Source organism: Paenirhodobacter sp. YD-8, assembly GCF_056590935.1.
Map to the genome: position 1 here is coordinate 1759641 of NZ_CM152649.1, position 19118 is coordinate 1778758.

Consider the following 19118-nt stretch of genomic DNA (forward strand, 5'->3'; position numbering starts at 1 on the left):
CTCTGCGGCCGGCCTTGATCTAAGGCAAATTGCCGGGCTGCGGCGATCTGTCAACCCGCGCGGGTCAGCGCTGCAGCCGGGCGCGGTAATCATGCGCGCGCCAATCGGCCCGGGCAAGCCATTGTTCCGCGCCCTGACGTTCGGCCAGCGTCTCGGAAATCTCGACCTCGTCAAAGCCCGAGCGGCGCGCCATCGCATATTGGTCGGCGATCACATGGCCCGCCGCGCGCAGCCGCCCGGTATAGCCCGCCGCCCGCAGCCGCCGCGCCAGCGTGAAGCCGCGCCCGTCCGAGAAGGACGGGAAGGCGATGCGCACCAGCGCCGCGCCCAGGGCGCGCTGTGCAAGCTCCTCGGACGGGGTGTCGGGGGCGATCTCGACGACATCGCCGGTGAAGTCATCGGCGTGGAAGCCGTCGTCGCGCACGATCACGCTCATGCAACTTTCTCCTTGTTGTCAGGCTCTTGCATGCCGTTCTTGAGGCGCACGGCCTTGCCGCCGATGAAATGGATGCCGCATTCCGTCTTTTGCGAACCGCGCCAGCGTCCGGCCCGCGGATCCTCGCCCGGGGCGACCTTCGAGGTGCAGGGCGCGCAGCCGATCGAGGGATAGCCCTGCGCCACCAGCGGATGCCGCGGCAGCCGGTTCTGCACCATGTATTCCTCGAGATCCTCGCGGCCCCAATGCGCAAGCGGGTTGATCTTCATCCGCGTCGGCGTCTCGACCTCGAAGAAGTCGATCGTCGCGCGGGTCTGGCCCTGATAGCGCTTGCGGCCGGTGATCCAGGCATCAAAGCCCGACAGTGCCTGTTCAAGAGGCACCGTCTTGCGCAGCGCGCAGCAGGCGTCCTGGTTGAACTGGTGCAGCGTGCCGTCCGGGTCCTCGAGGTCGAGCATCGCCTGCGCGGCGGTGATCGTGCGCACATCGGTCAGGCCAAGCTGTCGCGACACCTCGCGCTGATAGTCGAGCGTCTCCTGAAACAGCATCAGCGTGTCGATGAAGATCACCGGCGTGCCCGGTGCGATCAGCGAGACCATGTGCAGAAGCACCACCGATTCCGCCCCGAAGGAGCTGACCAGTGCGACTTCCCCTGTGTCGGGGTCCTTCAGCGCCTTCTCCATGACCGCGACGGCCGCGTGGTGGCGGTAGCGGTCATTGAGCCCGGCGACGCGGGTGGTGATGTCAGGCAGCATCCCGTGCCTCGCCATAAAGCGCCTCCTTGAACGGCGCGGGGCCGAGGCGGCGGAACGCCTCGATGAAGCTCTCGGCGCGGTCACTGCGCAGCGCCAGATAGGCGCGCAGGATCCGCTCGATCGCCGGTACGACCTCGTCATAGGCAAAGCCCGGGCCGGCCCGTTCGCCGATCGTGGTCGCGGGGCCCGCGTCGCCGCCAAGGGTGATCTGATAGTTCTCCACCCCGGCGCGGTCGAGGCCGAGAATGCCGATGTGGCCGACGTGGTGATGGCCGCAGGCGTTGATGCAGCCCGAGATCTTGATCTTCAGCGCGCCGATTTCCTCTTCGAGGCCGATCTTGCGGAAATGCGTGGCGAGCTCCTGCGCGACCGGGATCGAGCGGGCGGTGGCCAGCGCGCAGTAATCCATGCCAGGGCAGGCGATGATGTCGGAGAGCAGCCCGACATTCGCCGTGGCCAGCCCCGCGCGCAGCAGCTGCGCATGGATCGCCGGCAGATCGGCCTTGCGCAGATGCGGCAGCACGACGTTCTGCTCGTGGCTGATGCGCAGCTCGCCATAGCCGTAGCGCTCGGCGATATCGGCCAGCACCCGCATCTGTTCGGCCGAGGCGTCGCCGGGGGTTTGCCCATGCGCCTTCAGCGACACGGTGACGATCGCGTGGTCGGCGCGGCGATGTGCGGTCAGGTTCTGGCCCGCCCAGGCCCGGAACAGCGGATCGACCTCGAGCGCGCGCTCGTAGAACTCGACCGGCGCCGCCTCGAAGTCGGGCAGGGCGAATTGCGCCTCGATCTCGCGCAGCATCGCCTGGTCGACGCCTTCGAAGCTCGGCCGGATCCGGGCGAATTCCTCTTCGGTTGCGGCGCGGAAGGCGTCGATGCCGTTCTCGAAGACGGTGATCTTGATCCGCGCCTTGTACTTGTTGTCGCGCCGGCCCATCAGGTTGTAGGTCGAGACGATCGCCTCGAGATAGGGCAGCAGGTCGGCCTTCGGCAGGAAGGCGCGCAGCTCCTGGCCGACCATCGGCGTGCGGCCGAGACCGCCGCCGACGAAGACGCGCAAGCCGGTCTCGCCATCCTTCTCGACGATCTGCAGCCCGACGTCATGGGCGCGGATCACCGCCCGGTCATCCGGCGAGCCGGTGATCGCGATCTTGAACTTGCGCGGCAGGAACTGGAACTCGGCATGGTCGGTCGACCATTGCCGGATCAGCTCGGCCACCGGGCGCGGATCGGCGATCTCGTCGGCGGCGGCGCCCGCGAAGGCGTCGGTCGTGACGTTGCGGATGGTGTTGCCCGAGGTCTGGATCGCGTGCATCTGCACATCGGCCAGCGCATCGATGATATCGGGCACGTCGGTCAGCTTCGGCCAGTTGAACTGGATGTTCTGGCGCGTGGTGAAATGGCCATAGCCCTTGTCCCAGGTCTCGGCGATATGGGCGAGCTGGCGCATCTGGTCGGCGCGCAGCGTGCCATAGGGAATGGCGACGCGCAGCATGTAGGCATGCAGCTGCAGGTAGAGCCCGTTCATCAGCCGCAGCGGGCGGAACTCGTCCTCGGTCAGCGCGCCTGACAGGCGCCGCTCGACCTGGCCGCGGAACTGCGCGGCGCGTTCGCGCACGAAGGCTTCGTCGAAGTCGGAATACTTATACATGGGCCGCCTCCTGCTTGCCGTGCGGATAGTTCGAGGGGCCGCGGGTGCGGAACACCTCGCGGAAATGGACGGGTTCGGGGCCGTTCGCGCCGGCGCGCGCCTCGGCGAGATAGGGGCCGACGACGACACCGGGCTGACCGAGCGCCGCCAGCAGCCGCAGCTCGCCATGCGCCTCGTCCTCGATCAGCTCGGCCTCGGCATGGTCGCGCGTCCAGCTGCCCGCCGCGGTCATGTAGACCACGTCGCCCATGCGCAGATCATTGGCGGTGACAACTTTCGGGGTGAACTTGCGGCTCATGGCGGCCTCCGGGGACGTGTTTTCCTGTCTGGAATATAGGAAATTTTCCCGGTATCCTGCCAGTCACCCGCGCAGATAAGGACATCTGTTCCGCATCCTGCGCCGCGGGGCATCAATTTCCCGACCGAAGGAGAAAAGCGGAATGGCTGTCCGGATCGACGAGATGGATCGGAAAATCCTCTTCCAGCTGCAGGAGGACGCGAGCCAGTCGCTCGACGAGATCGCGCGCAAGGTCGGCTCCTCGAAGACGCCGGTGTGGAACCGGATTCGGCGGATGAAGGAGCAGGGCGTGATCGGCCGGCAGACGGTGATCCTCGACCCCGAGGCGCTCGGGCTCGAGGCGTGCTTCTTCGTGCTGATCCGCACCTCCGAGCACGAGGCGGAGTGGCAGCAGAAATTCCTGCGCACCCTGCGCGAGCGCCCCGAGGTGCTCGAGGCGCACCGGCTGGCGGGCGACATCGATTACATCCTGAAGGTGCGGGTGCAGAACGCACGCGCCTATGACGCCTTCTATCAGGCGCTGATCTCCGAGGTGAAGATCTACAACGTCACCGCGCTTTTGAGCATGGAAGAGATCAAGTCGACGACGTTGCTGCCGCTGTGAGCGCGACAGGGGGCACTGCCCCCTCGGGCTTCGCCCTCACCCCCGGGATATTTGCGGCAATTGGAAGAGAAGCGCGGCTCCCTGCTTCCAATTGCCTGAAATATCCCGGGGGTGAATTTCGCGTCAGCGAAAGAGGGGGCAGCGCCCCCTGCTTTTCAGGCCTCGTCGAGCGCGGCGAGGATCGCGCCGAAGTCCGCGGCTTTCAGGCTGGCCCCACCAACGAGCGCGCCATCGACGTTCGAGGTGGCGAAGATCTCCTTCGCGTTCGAGGGCTTGACCGAGCCGCCGTAGAGCAGGCGGATCTTGCCGGCCTCGGCGGCGCCGAAGCGGCCGGCAAGTTCCGAGCGCATGAAATCATGCACTTCGGCGATCTGTTCGAGTGTCGGCGTGCGGCCGGTGCCGATCGCCCAGACGGGCTCGTAGGCGATCACCGTATTCGCGCCGGTGGCGCCTTCGGGGGTGGAATCGTAAAGCTGGCGGCCGATCACCTCGAGTGTCGCGCCCGCGTCGCGTTCGGCCTCGGTCTCGCCGACGCAGATCACCGCGACCAGATCCGCCTCGCGCGCGGCCGCGGCCTTGGCGCGCACCATCGCATTCGTCTCGGCGTGATCGGCGCGGCGCTCGGAATGGCCGAGGATGACATGGCTTGCGCCTGCATCCTTGAGCATTGCGGCGGCGATGTCGCCGGTATGCGCGCCCGCGGCCTTCATGTGGCAATCCTGCCCACCGACCGCGATGCGGCCCGCGGCACGCGCCGCCATCTGCCCGACCAGCGTCGCGGGCGGGCACAGCAGCACCTCGGAGCGCGGCGTCGGATGGGCCGCGATCAGCGCGTCAACCTCGGCGAGGCTCGCCGTGACGCCGTTCATCTTCCAGTTGCCTGCCGCGAGTTTTCTGCGCATCCGCCCCTCCATGTTTGCGCCAGATTAGGGCAGGGGCCGGGACTGGGGAAGGCGCAAAGCGCCGCGCCCGCCGATGATAACGCCAACAGTCGGCCGCGTCAGTCGGCGTCCGCCTCGCGGAACTTGATCGACTCGCCGCAGCCGCAGGTCTCGACCACATTCGGGTTGCGGAACTTGAAGCCCGATTCCAGCAGGCCGGTCTCATAGTCGATCTCGGTGCCGATCATGAACATCTGCGCCATCGGCGCGATCAGCACGCGGGCCGGGCCGTCCTCGACCACGATATCCATCGGGCCCGCCTCCTGCGCGATCTCCATGGTGTATTCCATGCCGGCGCAGCCGCCCTTCTTCACCCCGATGCGAAAGCCCGCGGCCTGTTCGCGCGCCATCAGCCGGGCGATCTGCGCGGCGGCGGCGGGGGTGAGGGTGACGGGCGGTTTTCCGGGAATGGCGAACATCGGGGCGGCTCCTGTGATGGGCCCAAGATAGGGCGCGCGGGGCGGGCGGACAACCCGCCCCGCACGGGTCAGCCGAGGGCGGGATAGTCGGTGTAGCCCTCCGCGCCGCCGCCATATAGCAGGGCCGGGCGCAGCGGGTTCAGCGGTGCGTCGGCGGCCAGCCGGGCGGGCAGGTCGGGGTTGGCGATGAAGGGCCGGCCGAAGGCCACGGCATAGGCCGCGCCCGAGGCGACGGCGGCGAGTGCCGTTGCCCGCGTATAGCCGTTGTTCGCGATATAGGGGGCGGTCAGCGCGGCGCGGAAGGCGGCAAGCTCGGCCTCGGGGTAATCGCGCGCCCCGCCGGTCTGGCCCTCGACGACATGGACGAAGGCGAGCGGATGGGCGTTCAGCACCTCGGCCACCGCGGCGACAAGCGCCGGCGTGTCGCTGTCGAGGCCGACATTGTTCGCATTCGACCAGGGCGAGAGGCGGATGCCGGTGCGGCCGGCGCCGAGCACGCCCACCACCGCCTCGAGCACGCCCGCAAGGAAGCGCACGCGGTTGGCGATCGATCCGCCCCAATCGTCGGTGCGGGTGTTCGAGGTGTCGCGCAGGAACTGGTCGATCAGATAGCCGTTCGCGGCATGGATCTCGACGCCGTCGAAGCCCGCCTCGTCGGCGCAGCGCGCGGCATGGGCGTAATCGGCGAAGATCGCGGGGATCTCGTCGGCCTCGAGGGCGCGCGGCGTCACCGTCTCGACGAAGCCGGTGCCGTCGAAGGTCTTGGAATGGGCCGAGAGCGCCGAGGGCGCGACGGGCAGGGCGCCGTTCAGCAGCACCGGATGCGAGATCCGGCCCACATGCCACAGCTGCGCGACGATCTTGCCGCCCGCGGCATGCACCGCATCGGTGACCTTGCGCCAGCCGGCGACCTGTTCGGGAGAATAGATCCCCGGCGTCCAGGCATAGCCCTGGCCCATCGGCGAGATCTGCGTGCCCTCGGAGACGATCAGCCCGGCGCTGGCGCGCTGGCGGTAATATTCGACGGTGAGCTCGGTCGGCACCAGATCCGGCGCACGGTTGCGGGTGAGCGGTGCCATCACCAGGCGGTTGGCGATCTCGATCTGGCCAAGCTGGCCCGGCGAAAACAGCGTGTCGGTCATCGGAAAGACTGTCCCTTGTGCGGCGCGACCTGCGCGCCAGAGTGAACGGATGAGTTCAATTTTGGCGCGCGCGGCGCGGCCGACAAGGGGGAAGCGCGGAATTTCTGCCCCGATTTCTGCCCCGGCTCACATGAAGCCGAGTTCGAGCCGCGCCTCGTCCGACATCATGTCCATGCCCCATTGCGGCTGGAAGGTCATCTCGACATTCACCGCCTGCACGCCCGGCACCGACTCGACCGCGTTCTGCACCCATTCGGGCATCTCGCCCGCCACCGGGCAGCCCGGCGCGGTCAGGGTCATCACGATCTCGACCTCGTTCGCGGCGTTGATCTCGATCGTGTAGACGAGGCCCAGATCGTAGATATTCACAGGGATTTCAGGGTCGAAGACCGTGCGGCAGGCCTCCACCACGGCGTCGAACAGCGGATGGTCGGTGGTCGAGGGCTTGATGAGCGGCGTGCCCTCGAGGGGCGTCTGGTCTTCGATGGTCATGGCGAACCCGCATCTGCGAAAGTCGAGCGTTTATATAGGGAATGCCCGGCAAAGGTAAAGAGCGCGGGGCTTGACCCGGAGAGATGAAAACGTCACATCCGCGGCATGGTCCCGCTCGAGAAACTTGCCCAGATCACGCAGCGCTTCGACTTTGTCGGGGCGAAGCTGAATGTCGCCACCGCGCCTGCCGAGATCGCGGCGCTGTCGCGCGAATATTCCGAGCTGCGCCCGGTGGTCGAGGAAATCGCCGCCTATCGTCAGGCGCTCGAGGATGTGACCGAGGCCGAGGGCTGGTTGACCGACCCCGAGATGAAGGCGCTGGCCGAGGAGGAGCTGCCGCGGCTGCGCGCCCGCATCCCCGAGATGGAGCAGGCGCTGCGTCTGGCACTTCTGCCCAAGGACGCGGCCGATGCACGCCCGGCGATCCTCGAGATCCGCCCCGGCACTGGCGGCGACGAGGCGGCGCTGTTCGCGGGCGACCTTTTGCGCATGTATCAGCGCTATGCCGAGACCAGGGGCTGGCGCTTCGAGCTGATGGAGCTGACCCCCTCGGAGCTTGGCGGGGTCAAGGAAGCCACGGCGCGGATCGAGGGCGAGGGCGTCTTCGCCCGGATGAAATACGAAAGCGGCGTGCACCGGGTGCAGCGCGTGCCCGAGACCGAGGCGGGCGGGCGCATCCACACCTCGGCCGCGACCGTCGCGGTGCTGCCCGAGGCCGAGGAGGTCGACATCGACATTCCGGCGGGCGACATCCGCATCGACACGATGCGCAGCTCGGGCGCGGGCGGGCAGCATGTGAACACCACCGACTCGGCGGTGCGCATCACCCACCTGCCGACCGGCATCGTCGTCACGTCGTCGGAGAAGTCACAGCACCAGAACCGCGCCAATGCGATGGCGGTGCTGCGCGCGCGGCTTTACGAGATGGAGCGCGAGCGGCTGGCCTCGGAGCGTTCGGCCGACCGGCGCGCGCAGGTCGGCTCGGGCGACCGCTCGGAGCGGATCCGCACCTACAACTTCCCGCAGGGGCGGATGACCGATCACCGCATCAACCTGACGCTCTATTCCCTGACGCAGATCCTGAACGGCGATCTCGACACGGTGATCGACGCGCTGATTGCCGACGATCAGGCGGCGCGGCTGGCGGAGATGGAGGGATGAGGGCGCAGGAGTCCCTGGTTCTCGGCACCCGGGCGCTCAATGCCGCCGGGATCGAGGGGGCGGCGGGCGATGCGCGCCGGCTGATGGCGCATGCGCTTGGCGTCGCGCCCGAGCGGCTGACGATGGCCTTGGGCGACGAGATCACCGCCGATCAGCAGGCGGCCTTCGAGGCGGCGCTTGCGGCGCGCGCGGCGCATCAGCCGGTCGCACAGATCACCGGCCGGCGCCGGTTCTGGCGGCACGAATTCCGCGTCACCCGCGACACCCTCGACCCGCGCCCCGAGACCGAGCTGCTGGTCGCCGCGGCGCTCGAGGAGCCCTTCGCGCGGGTGATCGACCTTGGCACCGGCACCGGCTGCATCCTGCTCAGCCTGCTTGCCGACATGCCCTTCGCCACCGGCACCGGCACCGATCTTTCCGAGGCAGCACTTGCGGTTGCGGGCGAGAACGCCGCGGCGCTCGGGCTTGCGACGCGGGCGCGGCTGCTCCGCTCGGACTGGTTCGCCGGGGTGAGCGGGGTCTTCGACCTGATCGTCTCGAACCCGCCCTATATCGCCGAGGCGGAAATGGCGGGCCTTGCCCCCGAGGTGCGCGACTGGGAACCCCACGGCGCGCTGACCCCGGGCGGCGACGGGCTTGACGCCTATCGCGCGCTCGCGCGTGACGCCGGGGCGCGGCTGCTGCCGGGCGGGCGGGTGCTGTTCGAGATCGGCCCGACGCAGGGCGCCGCGGTCTCGGAGCTGCTGGCCGCGCAAGGCTTCGAGCGGATCGAGATCCGCCGCGATCTTGATGGCCGCGACCGCGTGGTGATCGGCCGCAAGCCGGCGCAAGAGGGCGGTTGCGGCTGCGTCTGAGGTCGGTTTCGGCGCTTTTCCTGCGCGAAACGGCGCCGTTTTGCAATTTCCGGCTTGCACGGGCGCGCGTGAAATGCTTAGTCGTTCCCGTGCAGGACGGAAATTCGATCCCCCGCACGGCTCAGCTCTCCACTGCGGGTCAGACGGTTCACGGGCATCGCCCGGACAGACCGGCCGCACCCCTGGCGGGCCCGATCCTTCAATCCGATCGTGGCCCGGACTTCAGCGCCCCCGAGGGGCTCAACAGACGAAGGCCCATGAGATCTTCCAAATCCCGTTCGCGCAATAAGTCGAACCGTCAGCGCTCGATCGGCAACATCATCAACCGGGTGTTCGACAGCTCCGGCCCCGAGGGCAAGGTGCGCGGCACGCCGCAGCAGATCATCGACAAGTATCTCGCGCTGGCGCGGGATGCGCAGCTTGGCAATGACCGCGTCGCCGAGCAGAACTTCCTGCAGCATGCCGAGCATTACACCCGGATGCTGGGCGAGGCGCAGCGCGAGATGGCGCGCGAGCAGGAAGAGCGGCAACGCAGCTTCCCGCAGCAGGGCGGCAATGGCGGCCAGCAGGGCGGTCAGAACGGCAACCGTGACCGGCAGGAGCGTCCCGAGCGCGAACCGCGGATCGAGGAAGGCACGGCGATGCCCGAAGCCTTCGCGACCGAGGATGACGGCCCGGGCCTCGTGCTGACGCCCGAGCGGCAGGCCGAAAGCGCGCCGGCACCGGCCGCGCCCGCACCTCAGGTCGAGGACAACGCCGAAGCGGGCGCCGAGCCTGCGCCGAAGAAACCGCGCAGCCGCTCGTCCTCCTCCTCGCGCAGCCGCTCGACCTCGTCGCGCAGCAAGAAGAGCGACAAGGCCGACGGGCAGGGCGATGCCGCCCCGGCCGAGGCTCCGGCGGCGCCCTCGGGCGACTGAGCCTGGTTTCCAGATTTTCCGAAAGTCCGAAAGGCCCTGCAATCCGTTGCGGGGCCTTCGCCTTTTTGCGCTCAGCCGCGGGCGACGAGGCGGGCGAGGGTGCAGAATGCCTCGAGCGAGACACGTTCGGCCCGCTCGGTCGGCGCGATGCCGGCCTCCTCGAGCAGCGCCTCGATGTTCGGATGCACGCCCTTCAGCGCGGCCCGCAGCATCTTGCGGCGCTGGTTGAAGGCGGCGGCGACGACGCGTTCCAGAACCTTCGGATCGGCCGGGAACCGCGGCTCGGGCAGGGCGCGCAGATGCACCACCGCCGAATGCACCTTCGGTGCCGGGGTGAAGGCCTCGGGCGGCAGCACCATCACGATCTTCGCCTCGCAGCGCCATTGCGCCAGCAGCGCCAGCCGCCCGTAATGGTTGGAGCCGGGCTTTGCCACGATCCGCTCGGCCACTTCCTTCTGGAACATCAGCGTGAGGCTGTCCCAGAACGGCGGCCATTCGGGCGGCGTCAGCCAGCGGATCAGCAGCTCGGTGCCGACGTTGTAGGGCAGGTTCGCGGCGATCCGGATCGGCGGCGTCAGATGCGCGCGCACGTCGATCTCCAGCGCATCGCCGTTGATGACTTCCAGCCGGCCCGGGTAATGCGCGGCGATCTCGGCCAGCGCCGGCAGGCAGCGGCTGTCCTTCTCGACGGCGAGCACCCGGCGTGCGCCCTCGGCAAGGAGGCCGCGGGTCAGCCCGCCCGGCCCGGGGCCGACCTCGAGCACGTCGCAGCCGCTCAGATCGCCCGCGGCGCGCGCGATCTTGGCGGTCAGGTTTAGATCCAGCAGGAAGTTCTGGCCAAGGCTCTTCTTCGCCACCAGCTCATGGTCGCGGATCACCTCGCGCAGAGGGGGAAGCCCGTCGATCGCCGCCATGATCCGTTCCTTCATCTTGCCGCAAAAACCTCGGGGGTCCGGGGGCTGGCCCCCGGTCTCACGGCCCCCGGCCGCGTCGCGCCCGGGCATACTGTCCCCGGGCGGCAACGGCAAGCACGCTCAGCGCGCCCGCGCGGCCCCCATCTTCGCCGCCATCTTCAGCGCCGAGATCAGGCTGGCCGGATTGGCGCGGCCCTGGCCCGCGATGTCATAGGCGGTGCCGTGATCGGGCGAGGTGCGCACGAAGGGCAGGCCGAGCGTCACATTCACCCCGCCGTCGAAATCGAGCGTCTTGATCGGGATCAGCGCCTGATCGTGATAGGCGCAGATCGCCGCGTCATAGCGCGCCCGCGCCCCGGCGTGGAACATCGTGTCGGCCGGCAGCGGCCCGGCGACGGCAAAGCCCTCGGCACGCAGACCGGCGAGGGTGTCGTTCATCCAGTCGAGTTCCTCGTGCCCCATCGCGCCGCCTTCGCCCGCATGCGGGTTCAGCCCGGCGACGGCCAGCTGCGGGTTCTCGATCGCGAAATCGCGGCGCAGCCCCTCGGCGGTGATCCGCACGGTCTCGCGCAGCAGCTCGGGGGTGAAGGCCTTGGGCACCGCGCTCAGCGCGATATGGATCGTCGTCGGCACCACGCGCAGCGGCGGCGTGGCGCTTTCGGCGGCGAGCATCATCACCACCCGCGCTCCCCCCGCCAGATGGGCGAGGTATTCGGTATGGCCCGGGAAGGCGAAATTCGCGCCGTCATGCAGCGCCTTCTTGTGGATCGGCGCGGTGGTGAGCGCACTGCCCTCGCCCGCGCGCACGATCTCGACGGCGCGGGCGATCACCTCGATCACCGCGGCGGCGTTGGCCGGATCTGGCTGACCGGGCAGCGCCGCGGCCGGGAAGGCATGCGGCAGCACCGGCAGGGCCGAGCCCGCATGCAGCATCGCCTCGGCGGGCTCGGCAATCTCGCGGATCCTGGTGCCGCGCGGCAGATGCGCCGGATCGCCGACCCAGACGAAGGGCAGCGCCGCGCCAAGGATTTCCCAGGCCTTTGCGGCGATCTCGGGGCCGATGCCCGAGGGGTCGCCGCAGCTGACGATCACCGGCCGGTGCGCCGCGTCTTCCCGTGCCGCGCTCATGGCCGCACGATCACCGCATTGGCGATCAGGTCGGCGAGGTAATTGTCGGCATAGCTGCCGATGCGCTCGTTCTGCAGCCGCGACCGCACCGCATCGCGGTTCGGCGCGGTCTCGCCCTTGGCCGTGTCGACCGCCGCCTCGCGCGAGCACAGCATCACCAGCTCCTGCCCCGTGCCCCGGGTCAGAACCGTCGTCTCGCCGATGTCGAGCCCGGCCAGCGCCAGCGCGATATCCTTCGGCAGCGCGCCCTGCGGCGCAGGATCGGGCCGGGTGACGAGCGACACGGGCAGCCCCTTCACCACGGTGTAAAGGTCGTCACAGCGCTTTGCCGAGGCGGCCTTCTGCAGCAGTTGCGCGCCCTGTTCGGAGCCCGCCGGGCCAAGCGCGAGCGTCGCATAGCCAAGCGTCTGCGGCCGGGTGCTGGCGGGGCCGTGCTCGTCGAGGCCGCGCAGCATGAAGATCGCGACGGCGCCGTTCAGCTCGATCGGAGCCGAGGCCTGGCCGGGCTTCAGGCTCAGCAGGATCGGGCGCAGCGCCGGCGGCAGGTTGTCGAGCGGCATCCAGTCGAGCCGGCCGCCATTCTCGCGGGTCGAGGCCGCCGACATCTGCCGCGCCGCCTCGGCGAAAGCGCCTTCGCTGCGCAGCTGCGAGATCTTCACGGCCTCGGCATGGGCTTCGGCCTCCTGCCCGGGCGGGGCCGGCAGGATGACTTCGGAGATCAGCACGCGGGTGCCGCCGCCGCGGCTCGATTCCACCAGCATCGCGCGGTCGATGTCGCTGTCCGAGATCTGCACCCGCGGCGCGAAGCGCTGCTTGACCAGCTCGCGCCAGAGCAGGCCGGCGGTGACGAAGTCGCGGAAGGTCGGCTCATCGACGCCGGCCTTCGCCAACTCGGCGACGAATTGCTCGGTGCTCATGTTGGCGCGGCCGGCGAATTCGCTCATGCCCTGCGTCACCGCGTCCTTCTCGAGCGTGATGCCCGCCTGCTTCGCCGCCCAGACCCGGATCCGGTCCTCGGTCAGCGACTTCTCGGCTTCCTTGCGCAGGTCGCCGGGCTGGCGCAGCAGCTGCATGAAGCGGATCCGCTGCTCGATCTCGTAGCCGGTCACGCCGAGCCCGTTCACGAGGATCACCGGCGCGAAGGGGCTGGTGGTGGCCGCCTGGGCCGCCACATCCGTCACCGTCAGCCCGAGCGCGAGCGCCATGCCCAGAAGCGGGGTCAGTCGCATCCTCATCCTCATCCGTCTTTCGTCCGTCATCCGTTCCGTTCCTGCCCCGTCGCTCCCCGCCGGGGCGTGTCTTCGCTCGCTCAGTAGCGGCACACGCGTGTCGCGCTGCTGCCCGTGGTCGTGCTGCTTGTCGTCGCGCCGCCAAAGCCCGCCAGCTGCACCGAGAGACCGAAGTCGGTTTCCGGCTTCACAGTAGAGGAGGACGTGAAGCGACGCGAGAGGGAAAGATCGACGACCATGCACTCGTTGGCATATTCCAGCCCGATCGCGGCGCGGGCGGCGCGTTCGGCGGTGAAGTCGTAGCGCGTCGAGAAGGTCGAGCGCCAGCCGCCGGTCCAGCTCCAGCCGGTCTCGAGCAGCAGCTCGGAAGTGTCGGTGAGCCGGCCCTCGGTCTCGCTCGCATCCATCCACAGATAGCCCGCCGCAACCTGATATTTCGCCCCGGCGAAGGCCAGCCGCAGCTCGTCGCGCGAAAAGCCGAAGTCGTTGTCGAAGAGCGCCCGGTTCGACAGCGTCAGCCCCTCGGCGGTGGTCAGATGGGTGGCGAGCAGCCAGTCCGAGCGCCGCCCCGACAGGCCCGAGCCGGTCGGGAACTGGTCGGTGTCGGTGACCCGCGCGACGCGCCCCGCCGTGACGCCGAGCGACCAGCCCGAGGCGTCGTGCCGCGTCCAGCTGAGCCCGAGGTTCGCCCGCAGCCCCTGTTCGCGCGCATCCCCGCCCGGGTAGCGCGAGAAGGAGAACAGGTTGCCCTCGTCGAATTCGGTCAGCAGGCTGTCCTCGTTCGCCACCTGTTTCAGGTTGCCGGGGCTCCACACGATCTGCGCGATCGGCTCGAGCACCTGCGCTGCGCGGCCCGAGGTGGCGACCCAGGGCCAGCGCAGCTCGACCCCGACGGTCGGCAGCGCGCGCAGCGTGTCGCCGGCCCAGACCTCGTCTTGCCGCACCATCACCGCGTCGCCCGCCAGTTCGGCCTGCATCGCCGCCAGCACACCGCCCGACAGCAGCCATTGCCGGCGCCAGTCGGCGACGAAGGAGGAGCGCAGCGTGTCGCGCCCGTCCGAGACGGCGTCGCTGTCGTCGATGCCGTCCACCGTCATGTCCGAGGAGCGGCGATGCGCGTGCAGCGACCAGTCGATCGTCGCCTCGCCGCCGATCGTCGCGGGCCGGATCACCCGGGTCCAGCTGAAATCGCCCGAGAGCATCGGTTCGGTCGAGTTGCTCTCGCCCGAGCGGATCGAATGGGTGTTGCCGGCGCGCAGCCAGATCATCTCGTTGCGGTGCACCTTCTCGAGGGTGACGCCCGACCACAGCCGGTCATCCTCGGTGATGCCGTAGTTCAGCAGATAGGACGGGTCGGTGACCACCTTCAGCTGCAGCCCGAGGGTGTAATCCGAGGGCAGCTTGAAGGTGCCGTCGGCAAAGAGATAGCCGCGGTTCTCGCCCTTGCGGATGCTGTCGCGGCTGAGCGCGCCCTCGGCGTTGATCGTGCCGCTGTCGAAGGCCTGACGATAGCGCAGCCCGAGCGTGCGGGTGTAGGAGCTCGACAGATAGGGCGTGACGGTCAGGTCGGCGCTTGGCCCGAGGGCGATGAAATAGGGCAGCTTCAGCCCCGCGCCGAGGCTTGACGTGGTGCGGAAGCTCGGCCGCAGCAGGCCCGACATCCGCGTCACCGTCGGGTCGGGCATGCGCAGCTTCGGCAGCCAGACGAGCGGCACGCCCATCACGCGGAACTGTGCGCCCTCGAAATGCAGCTGCTTGGTGCTGCTGTCATGGGTGATCTTGCGGGCGCGGATCTCCCACAGCGGGGTCGGGTCCGAGGCGCAGATCCGGCACGAGGAGGCGACGACCTCGGTCAGGGTGGTGATGCGTCCGTCCTTGCGGTCGATTCGGTTCGCGGCAAGCTGCAGCTCGCGCGCCATCACCATCCGCGCGCCGATCATCACGCCGTTCTGCAGATCGCGCGACAGCTCGGCCTGATCGGCGACGATCACCGAGCCGGTCTGGCCGGGCTCGACCAGCCGGATCGGCCCCTCGATCGTCAGGGTCTCGGTGTTCTGGTCATAGGTGACACGGCGCGCGGTCAGCCGGTTCTGTTTCCAGTAGACCTCGACCGCGCCCTCGGCCACCAGCCGGTTGTCGGCGGTGGTGACGATGCGGTCGGCCAGCAGCGTCGCGGCCTGATCGGCCTCGGCCACGGTATAGCCGCCCGGCGCGGCGCCTTGCGCATCGGTGCCGGGCGCGGTGGCCGGGGTCTCGGCCCGGGCGCTCGGTGGCAGGGTCAGCGCGGCACTCGCGAGCAGCGCGGCAATCAGCCCGTTCCTCATCAGCCGTCTTCCTCCTGCAGGATCAGCGCCAGCGCCAGCATCAGCGCGATCGCCGGCGGCGCCCAGGCGGCCAGCGCCACCGGGATCTGCCCGTTGTCACCCAGAACCTGCGCGACATTGCGCAGGAAGAACACGCCAAGCCCCGCGGCCAGCGCCAGCAGCACCATCACCCCGGTCCGGCCCAGCCGGCTGTGGCGCATGGTGAAGCCCGCGGCAATCAGCACCATCGCCGCCATCACCAGGGGCTGGGCCAGCTCCATCTCGAACCACACCAGATGGCGGCGCGCCGAGAAGCCGGCATTCTCGAGCCCGCGGATGAAGTCCGGCAATTGCCAGATCGGCACGGTCGAGGGGGTGCCGAAGCTGTCGCGGATGCGCTCGGCGGTCAGGTCCGAGGGCAGGCTGAGCGTGTCGGCACGGGTCGCGTCGCGCTCGGGGTTGGTCGAGCTGCCGAGCGGCCAGTCCTTGACCTTGGTCAGCTCCCACGCGCCGCGGGTCAGCACCGCCTCGTCCGCATCGATGCGGCGCACCGGGCCGCGTTTCGGATCGACGATCAGGAAGGTCACGTCAAAGAGCCGCGTCGCGTCGAGATTGGCGCGCGAGGCGCGGATCACGGCCTGTTCGCCGGCATTGTCGCCGCCCATGCCCTGGCGCATCCACACGCCCTCCTGGCCGATCGACACGGCCTGCACCCCGGTCGCGCGATAGCGGCCGGCGAGCTCCTCGTAGCGTTTCGAGGTGGCCGAGACGATCGGGTTGCCGACGGCGACGATCAGCACGCCCAGCAGCAGCGCCACCACCACCGGCGCGGCCAGCATGCGCAGCGCCGAGCGCCCCGAGGCGCGGATCACCACCAGTTCGGACGAGCGCGCAAGGCCCAGGAACAGCGCCACCGCAGCAAGGATCATCACCAGCGGCAGGATGGTGTAGAGCGAGGCCGGCACCGACAGCCCGGCCAGCAGCGCCGCCTGTGCAAGGCCGACCTTGGCGGCGCTGAAGGAGCGGATCTTCTCGACCATCTCGATCAGGAAGAGGATGCCCCAGAAGGTCGCCGCGACCATCACGAAGGCGCGCAGGAAGCGGCGCGCGATATAGAGCGACAGCGTCATGCCCGCGCCTCCCGGCCAGGGCAGAGCTTGCGCGGGCGCCCCGCCCACCACAGCAGAAGCGCCGAGGCAAGCGCGCCCACACCCGCCGGCAGATAGGCGATCGCCCAGAGCTCGGGCTTGCCGCGCATCGCGCTGTCGACGGCATTGGTGAGGAACTGCAGCACGATCAGCCCGACGATGGCGAGGGCGATCTGCCGCCACATGCCGAAGCGCGAGAAGCCGCCGAGCATCAGCGCGGCAAAGCCGAGCACCGCCGCCGCCGGTGCCAGCAGCGGCTGCGCCATGCGGTCGTTCAGGATCTGCCAGGCCTCGGCGGCGCTGCCGCCGGTCGCCGCCAGAAGATCGGCCGAGGGCGCGATCAGCTGCCAGCTCGGCACCTCGTCCCAGTTCGTCACCCCCTTCACCGGCGCCCCGATCAGCGCGCCGATGTCATAGGTGAAATCCGAGAAGCGGGTGACGGCGAGGCTGTGGTCGCTCAGCCGCAGGGTCTGCGCCATGCCGTCGAACATGATCAGCTTCGGCCCGCTGTCCGAGCGCACGATCAGCGCCTTTTCCGCGGTATAGGTGGTGCGCTGCGTCTTCGAGCGGGCATCGACCAGATAGGGGTCGAGCAGCTCGCCGAGGTCGGAGATCTGCCGGATGTAGATCGTCACCCCGTCGACCGGGTGCTGGAAGCTGCCCTCGGTCAGGAAACGGGCGGTGACGTTCTCGTTGATCTGCGCCTGCCGCGCGGACAGCTGGCTGCGCGAGACCGGCACCAGGACATGCACCAGCACCATCATCAGCACCGCGACGATCAGGCCGAAGACGGCGACCGCGCGGGCAAGCCGCCAGGGCGAGGCGCCGGTCGCCTGCATCACCACGAATTCGCTGTCGGCGCTGAGCCGGTTGACCGCATAGATCGTCGCCGCGAAGGCCGCGACCGGCAGCACCAGGCGGATCACATTGGGCAGGGTCAGGGCGGTGAACTCGAGCACCACCCAGGCGGTCTGGCCGTCCGAGATCAGCTTGTCGAACAGCAGCACGGCCCGGTTCACCCAATAGACCGAGACGAGGATCAGCGCGAAGAATCCGAACAGCGCCATCAGCTGTGACAGCAGATATCGGTCCAGTCTCGTCACGCGCACCCCCGGCAGTTTCGCCCTGTCTACCCCGTCGGCCGCCGGCGCGAAAGCCCCGCCTCCCGCGGCTTTTCATTTTCCGCCGACGCCGTTAGGCTTTGCGCCGATCACCCTTTCGAGAGAGCCGCCATGACCCATCCCGTCGCCATCCGTTTCAGCGAATCCGATCTCGACGCGCTGGCCGCGCGGGGCGGGCGCATCGCGCTTGTCGTCGCGCCCGGGGCCGGGCGTTCGCCCGCCGCGCGGCGGATCGAGCGGCTGACCCGCGGCGCGCTTGGCCGCGCGCTCGCCTCCGAGGCCTGGGACAAGCTGAAGGCGGGCGAGTCGATGGAACTCGCCTGGCCCTCGGGGCTCGCCTGCGAGGCGCTGCAGCTGGTGAAGCTCGCCCGGCGTGCGCCGGTCGCCACCGCGCGCAAGGCGGGGGCCGCGATCGGGCGCGCCCTTGGCGGTGCCGACCTTCTGGTGCTGGCCGAGAACCACCCGCGCGCGGCCGAGCTGGCCTTCGGCCTTGCGCTGCGCGCCTATCGTTTCGATTACCGCAGCGAAGAGCGCAAACCCTTCGGCGCGGTCGAGATGATGGTGGCGAAGCCCGAGGCGGTGGCGGCCGAGGCGGCCCCCCATGCGGCGCTTGCCGAGGGCATCTTCTTCACCCGCGATCTGGTGAACGAACCCGCCAACATCCTGACCACCGACGATTTCGCCGCCCGTCTGGCCGCGATGCAGGAGCTTGGTCTCGACGTGCAGATCCTCGAGGAGGACGATCTTGCCGCGCTTGGCATGCGGGCGCTGCTGGCCGTGGGGCAGGGCTCGGACAGCCCCTCGAAGGTGGTGGTGATGCGCTGGACGGGCCTGCAGCCCGCCGAGGACGAGAACGGCGAGGCGATCGAGGTGCCGCCGCTCGCCCTCGTCGGCAAGGGCGTGTGCTTCGACAGCGGTGGCATCTCGCTCAAGCCAGGCGCGGGCATGGAGGAGATGACGATGGACATGGGCGGCGCCGCGGTGGTCGCGGGCGTGATGCGCACGCTCGCGCTGCGCAACGCCCCGGTGAATGTCGTGGGCCTTGTGGGCCTTGTCGAGAACATGCCCGACGGCCGCGCGCAGCGCCCGGGCGACATCGTGAAATCGATGAAGGGCGACACGATCGAGGTGATCAACACCGATGCCGAGGGGCGGATGGTGCTGGCCGATGTGCTGTGGCACGCCCAGCAGGCATTCCGCCCCTCGGCGGTGATCGACCTTGCGACGCTCACCGGCGCGATCATCGTCGCGCTCGGCCACGAGAACGCCGGCGTCTTCTCGAATGACGACCGGCTGGCGGATGACCTGCTGAAGGCCGCGGGGGCGGAGGGCGAGGGCGCCTGGCGGATGCCGCTGGCGCCGGCCTATGACGCGCTCATCACCTCGCGGCTTGCCGACATCAAGAACACCGGCGGCCGCCACGGCGGCGCGATCACCGCCGCGGCCTTCCTGAAGAAGTTCATCGCCGAGGGCACGCCCTGGTGCCACATCGACATCGCCGGCGTCGCCCTGCCGCCGAAGGAGACGGCGCTGGCGCCGAAGGGCCCGACCGGCTGGGGCGTGATGACCCTCGACCGGCTGATCCGCGACCGGTTCGAGGCGTAA

Annotated in this window: 19 protein-coding genes; 5 read left to right on the top strand and 14 right to left on the bottom strand. The window is 69.3% G+C overall.

Features of this window, described 5'->3' with window-relative positions; all coding sequences use genetic code 11:
* Positions 1-64: 64 nt before the first annotated feature.
* The 4 genes from AC0QTQ_RS08600 to AC0QTQ_RS08615 are packed head-to-tail and all read right to left on the bottom strand — an operon-like array spanning position 65 to position 3140.
* Positions 65-436 carry a DUF934 domain-containing protein gene (locus AC0QTQ_RS08600; RefSeq protein ID WP_480259103.1) on the bottom strand — a complete coding sequence of 124 codons (372 nt, stop codon included), beginning with the start codon at positions 434-436 and terminating at the stop codon, positions 65-67.
* Complete coding sequence (locus AC0QTQ_RS08605; protein WP_480259104.1) at positions 433-1191, bottom strand: phosphoadenylyl-sulfate reductase; 759 nt, start codon at positions 1189-1191, stop codon at positions 433-435. Before AC0QTQ_RS08605 ends, AC0QTQ_RS08600 begins: the two co-directional genes overlap by 4 nt.
* Positions 1181-2842, bottom strand: coding sequence for a nitrite/sulfite reductase (locus AC0QTQ_RS08610; protein WP_480259105.1), 1662 nt, complete (start codon positions 2840-2842; stop codon positions 1181-1183). The genes AC0QTQ_RS08605 and AC0QTQ_RS08610 overlap by 11 nt, the downstream gene beginning before the upstream one ends.
* Entirely contained in the window at positions 2835-3140 is a 306-nt protein-coding gene (locus AC0QTQ_RS08615) for a DUF2849 domain-containing protein (protein WP_128147185.1), read from the bottom strand. Before AC0QTQ_RS08615 ends, AC0QTQ_RS08610 begins: the two co-directional genes overlap by 8 nt.
* A gap of 142 nt (positions 3141-3282) precedes the next feature.
* On the opposite strand from AC0QTQ_RS08615, the gene AC0QTQ_RS08620 reads away from it, so the two are divergent.
* Positions 3283-3744 (top strand): Lrp/AsnC family transcriptional regulator, encoded by a 462-nt coding sequence (locus AC0QTQ_RS08620; protein ID WP_121531082.1) that lies wholly within the window; start codon positions 3283-3285, stop codon positions 3742-3744.
* Positions 3745-3899: 155 nt separating this feature from the next.
* Here the strand turns inward: AC0QTQ_RS08620 and tpiA are convergent, their stop codons facing one another.
* The 4 genes from tpiA to AC0QTQ_RS08640 all read right to left on the bottom strand — a co-directional run bounded on the left by tpiA (position 3900) and on the right by AC0QTQ_RS08640 (position 6738).
* Positions 3900-4646 (bottom strand): triose-phosphate isomerase, encoded by a 747-nt coding sequence (gene tpiA / locus AC0QTQ_RS08625; RefSeq protein ID WP_480259106.1) that lies wholly within the window; start codon positions 4644-4646, stop codon positions 3900-3902.
* 98 nt (positions 4647-4744) lie between these two features.
* Positions 4745-5104: a HesB/IscA family protein gene (locus tag AC0QTQ_RS08630; RefSeq protein ID WP_121531078.1), complete on the bottom strand. Its 360-nt coding sequence runs from the start codon at positions 5102-5104 to the stop codon at positions 4745-4747.
* 68 nt (positions 5105-5172) lie between these two features.
* Complete coding sequence (locus AC0QTQ_RS08635; RefSeq protein ID WP_121531076.1) at positions 5173-6246, bottom strand: alkene reductase; 1074 nt, start codon at positions 6244-6246, stop codon at positions 5173-5175.
* A gap of 126 nt (positions 6247-6372) precedes the next feature.
* Positions 6373-6738, bottom strand: a complete 366-nt coding sequence (locus AC0QTQ_RS08640) for an SUF system Fe-S cluster assembly protein (protein WP_121531074.1) — start codon at positions 6736-6738, stop codon at positions 6373-6375.
* A 105-nt stretch (positions 6739-6843) separates the two neighbouring features.
* Between AC0QTQ_RS08640 and prfA the strand changes: the two genes are divergently transcribed.
* The 3 genes from prfA (at position 6844) to AC0QTQ_RS08655 (ending at position 9670) form a co-directional block, all read left to right on the top strand.
* Positions 6844-7899 carry a peptide chain release factor 1 gene (gene prfA, locus AC0QTQ_RS08645; protein ID WP_121531072.1) on the top strand — a complete coding sequence of 352 codons (1056 nt, stop codon included), beginning with the start codon at positions 6844-6846 and terminating at the stop codon, positions 7897-7899.
* Positions 7896-8753 (top strand): peptide chain release factor N(5)-glutamine methyltransferase, encoded by an 858-nt coding sequence (gene prmC, locus AC0QTQ_RS08650; protein ID WP_480259107.1) that lies wholly within the window; start codon positions 7896-7898, stop codon positions 8751-8753. Before prfA ends, prmC begins: the two co-directional genes overlap by 4 nt.
* Positions 8754-9010: 257 nt before the next feature.
* Positions 9011-9670: a DUF4167 domain-containing protein gene (locus tag AC0QTQ_RS08655; protein ID WP_480259108.1), complete on the top strand. Its 660-nt coding sequence runs from the start codon at positions 9011-9013 to the stop codon at positions 9668-9670.
* A 71-nt stretch (positions 9671-9741) separates the two neighbouring features.
* Here AC0QTQ_RS08655 and rsmA read toward each other — a convergent pair whose 3' ends face one another.
* From rsmA to lptF, 6 genes are all read right to left on the bottom strand, one after another.
* Positions 9742-10584 carry a 16S rRNA (adenine(1518)-N(6)/adenine(1519)-N(6))-dimethyltransferase RsmA gene (gene rsmA, locus AC0QTQ_RS08660; RefSeq protein WP_480259209.1) on the bottom strand — a complete coding sequence of 281 codons (843 nt, stop codon included), beginning with the start codon at positions 10582-10584 and terminating at the stop codon, positions 9742-9744.
* A 120-nt stretch (positions 10585-10704) separates the two neighbouring features.
* Positions 10705-11712 (bottom strand): 4-hydroxythreonine-4-phosphate dehydrogenase PdxA, encoded by a 1008-nt coding sequence (gene pdxA / locus AC0QTQ_RS08665; RefSeq protein WP_480259109.1) that lies wholly within the window; start codon positions 11710-11712, stop codon positions 10705-10707.
* The gene (locus AC0QTQ_RS08670; RefSeq protein ID WP_480259110.1) at positions 11709-12941 is read right to left on the bottom strand and encodes a peptidylprolyl isomerase; all 1233 of its coding nucleotides are present in this window, start codon (positions 12939-12941) and stop codon (positions 11709-11711) included. The genes pdxA and AC0QTQ_RS08670 overlap by 4 nt, the downstream gene beginning before the upstream one ends.
* Positions 12942-13021: 80 nt before the next feature.
* Complete coding sequence (locus AC0QTQ_RS08675; protein ID WP_480259111.1) at positions 13022-15265, bottom strand: LPS-assembly protein LptD; 2244 nt, start codon at positions 15263-15265, stop codon at positions 13022-13024.
* Positions 15265-16374: an LPS export ABC transporter permease LptG gene (gene lptG / locus AC0QTQ_RS08680; protein ID WP_121531058.1), complete on the bottom strand. Its 1110-nt coding sequence runs from the start codon at positions 16372-16374 to the stop codon at positions 15265-15267. Before lptG ends, AC0QTQ_RS08675 begins: the two co-directional genes overlap by 1 nt.
* Positions 16371-17495, bottom strand: coding sequence for an LPS export ABC transporter permease LptF (lptF, locus tag AC0QTQ_RS08685; protein ID WP_480259112.1), 1125 nt, complete (start codon positions 17493-17495; stop codon positions 16371-16373). Before lptF ends, lptG begins: the two co-directional genes overlap by 4 nt.
* A 129-nt stretch (positions 17496-17624) precedes the next feature.
* Between lptF and AC0QTQ_RS08690 the strand changes: the two genes are divergently transcribed.
* On the top strand, positions 17625-19118 hold the full coding sequence (locus AC0QTQ_RS08690) for a leucyl aminopeptidase (protein WP_480259113.1): 1494 nt from the start codon (positions 17625-17627) through the stop codon (positions 19116-19118).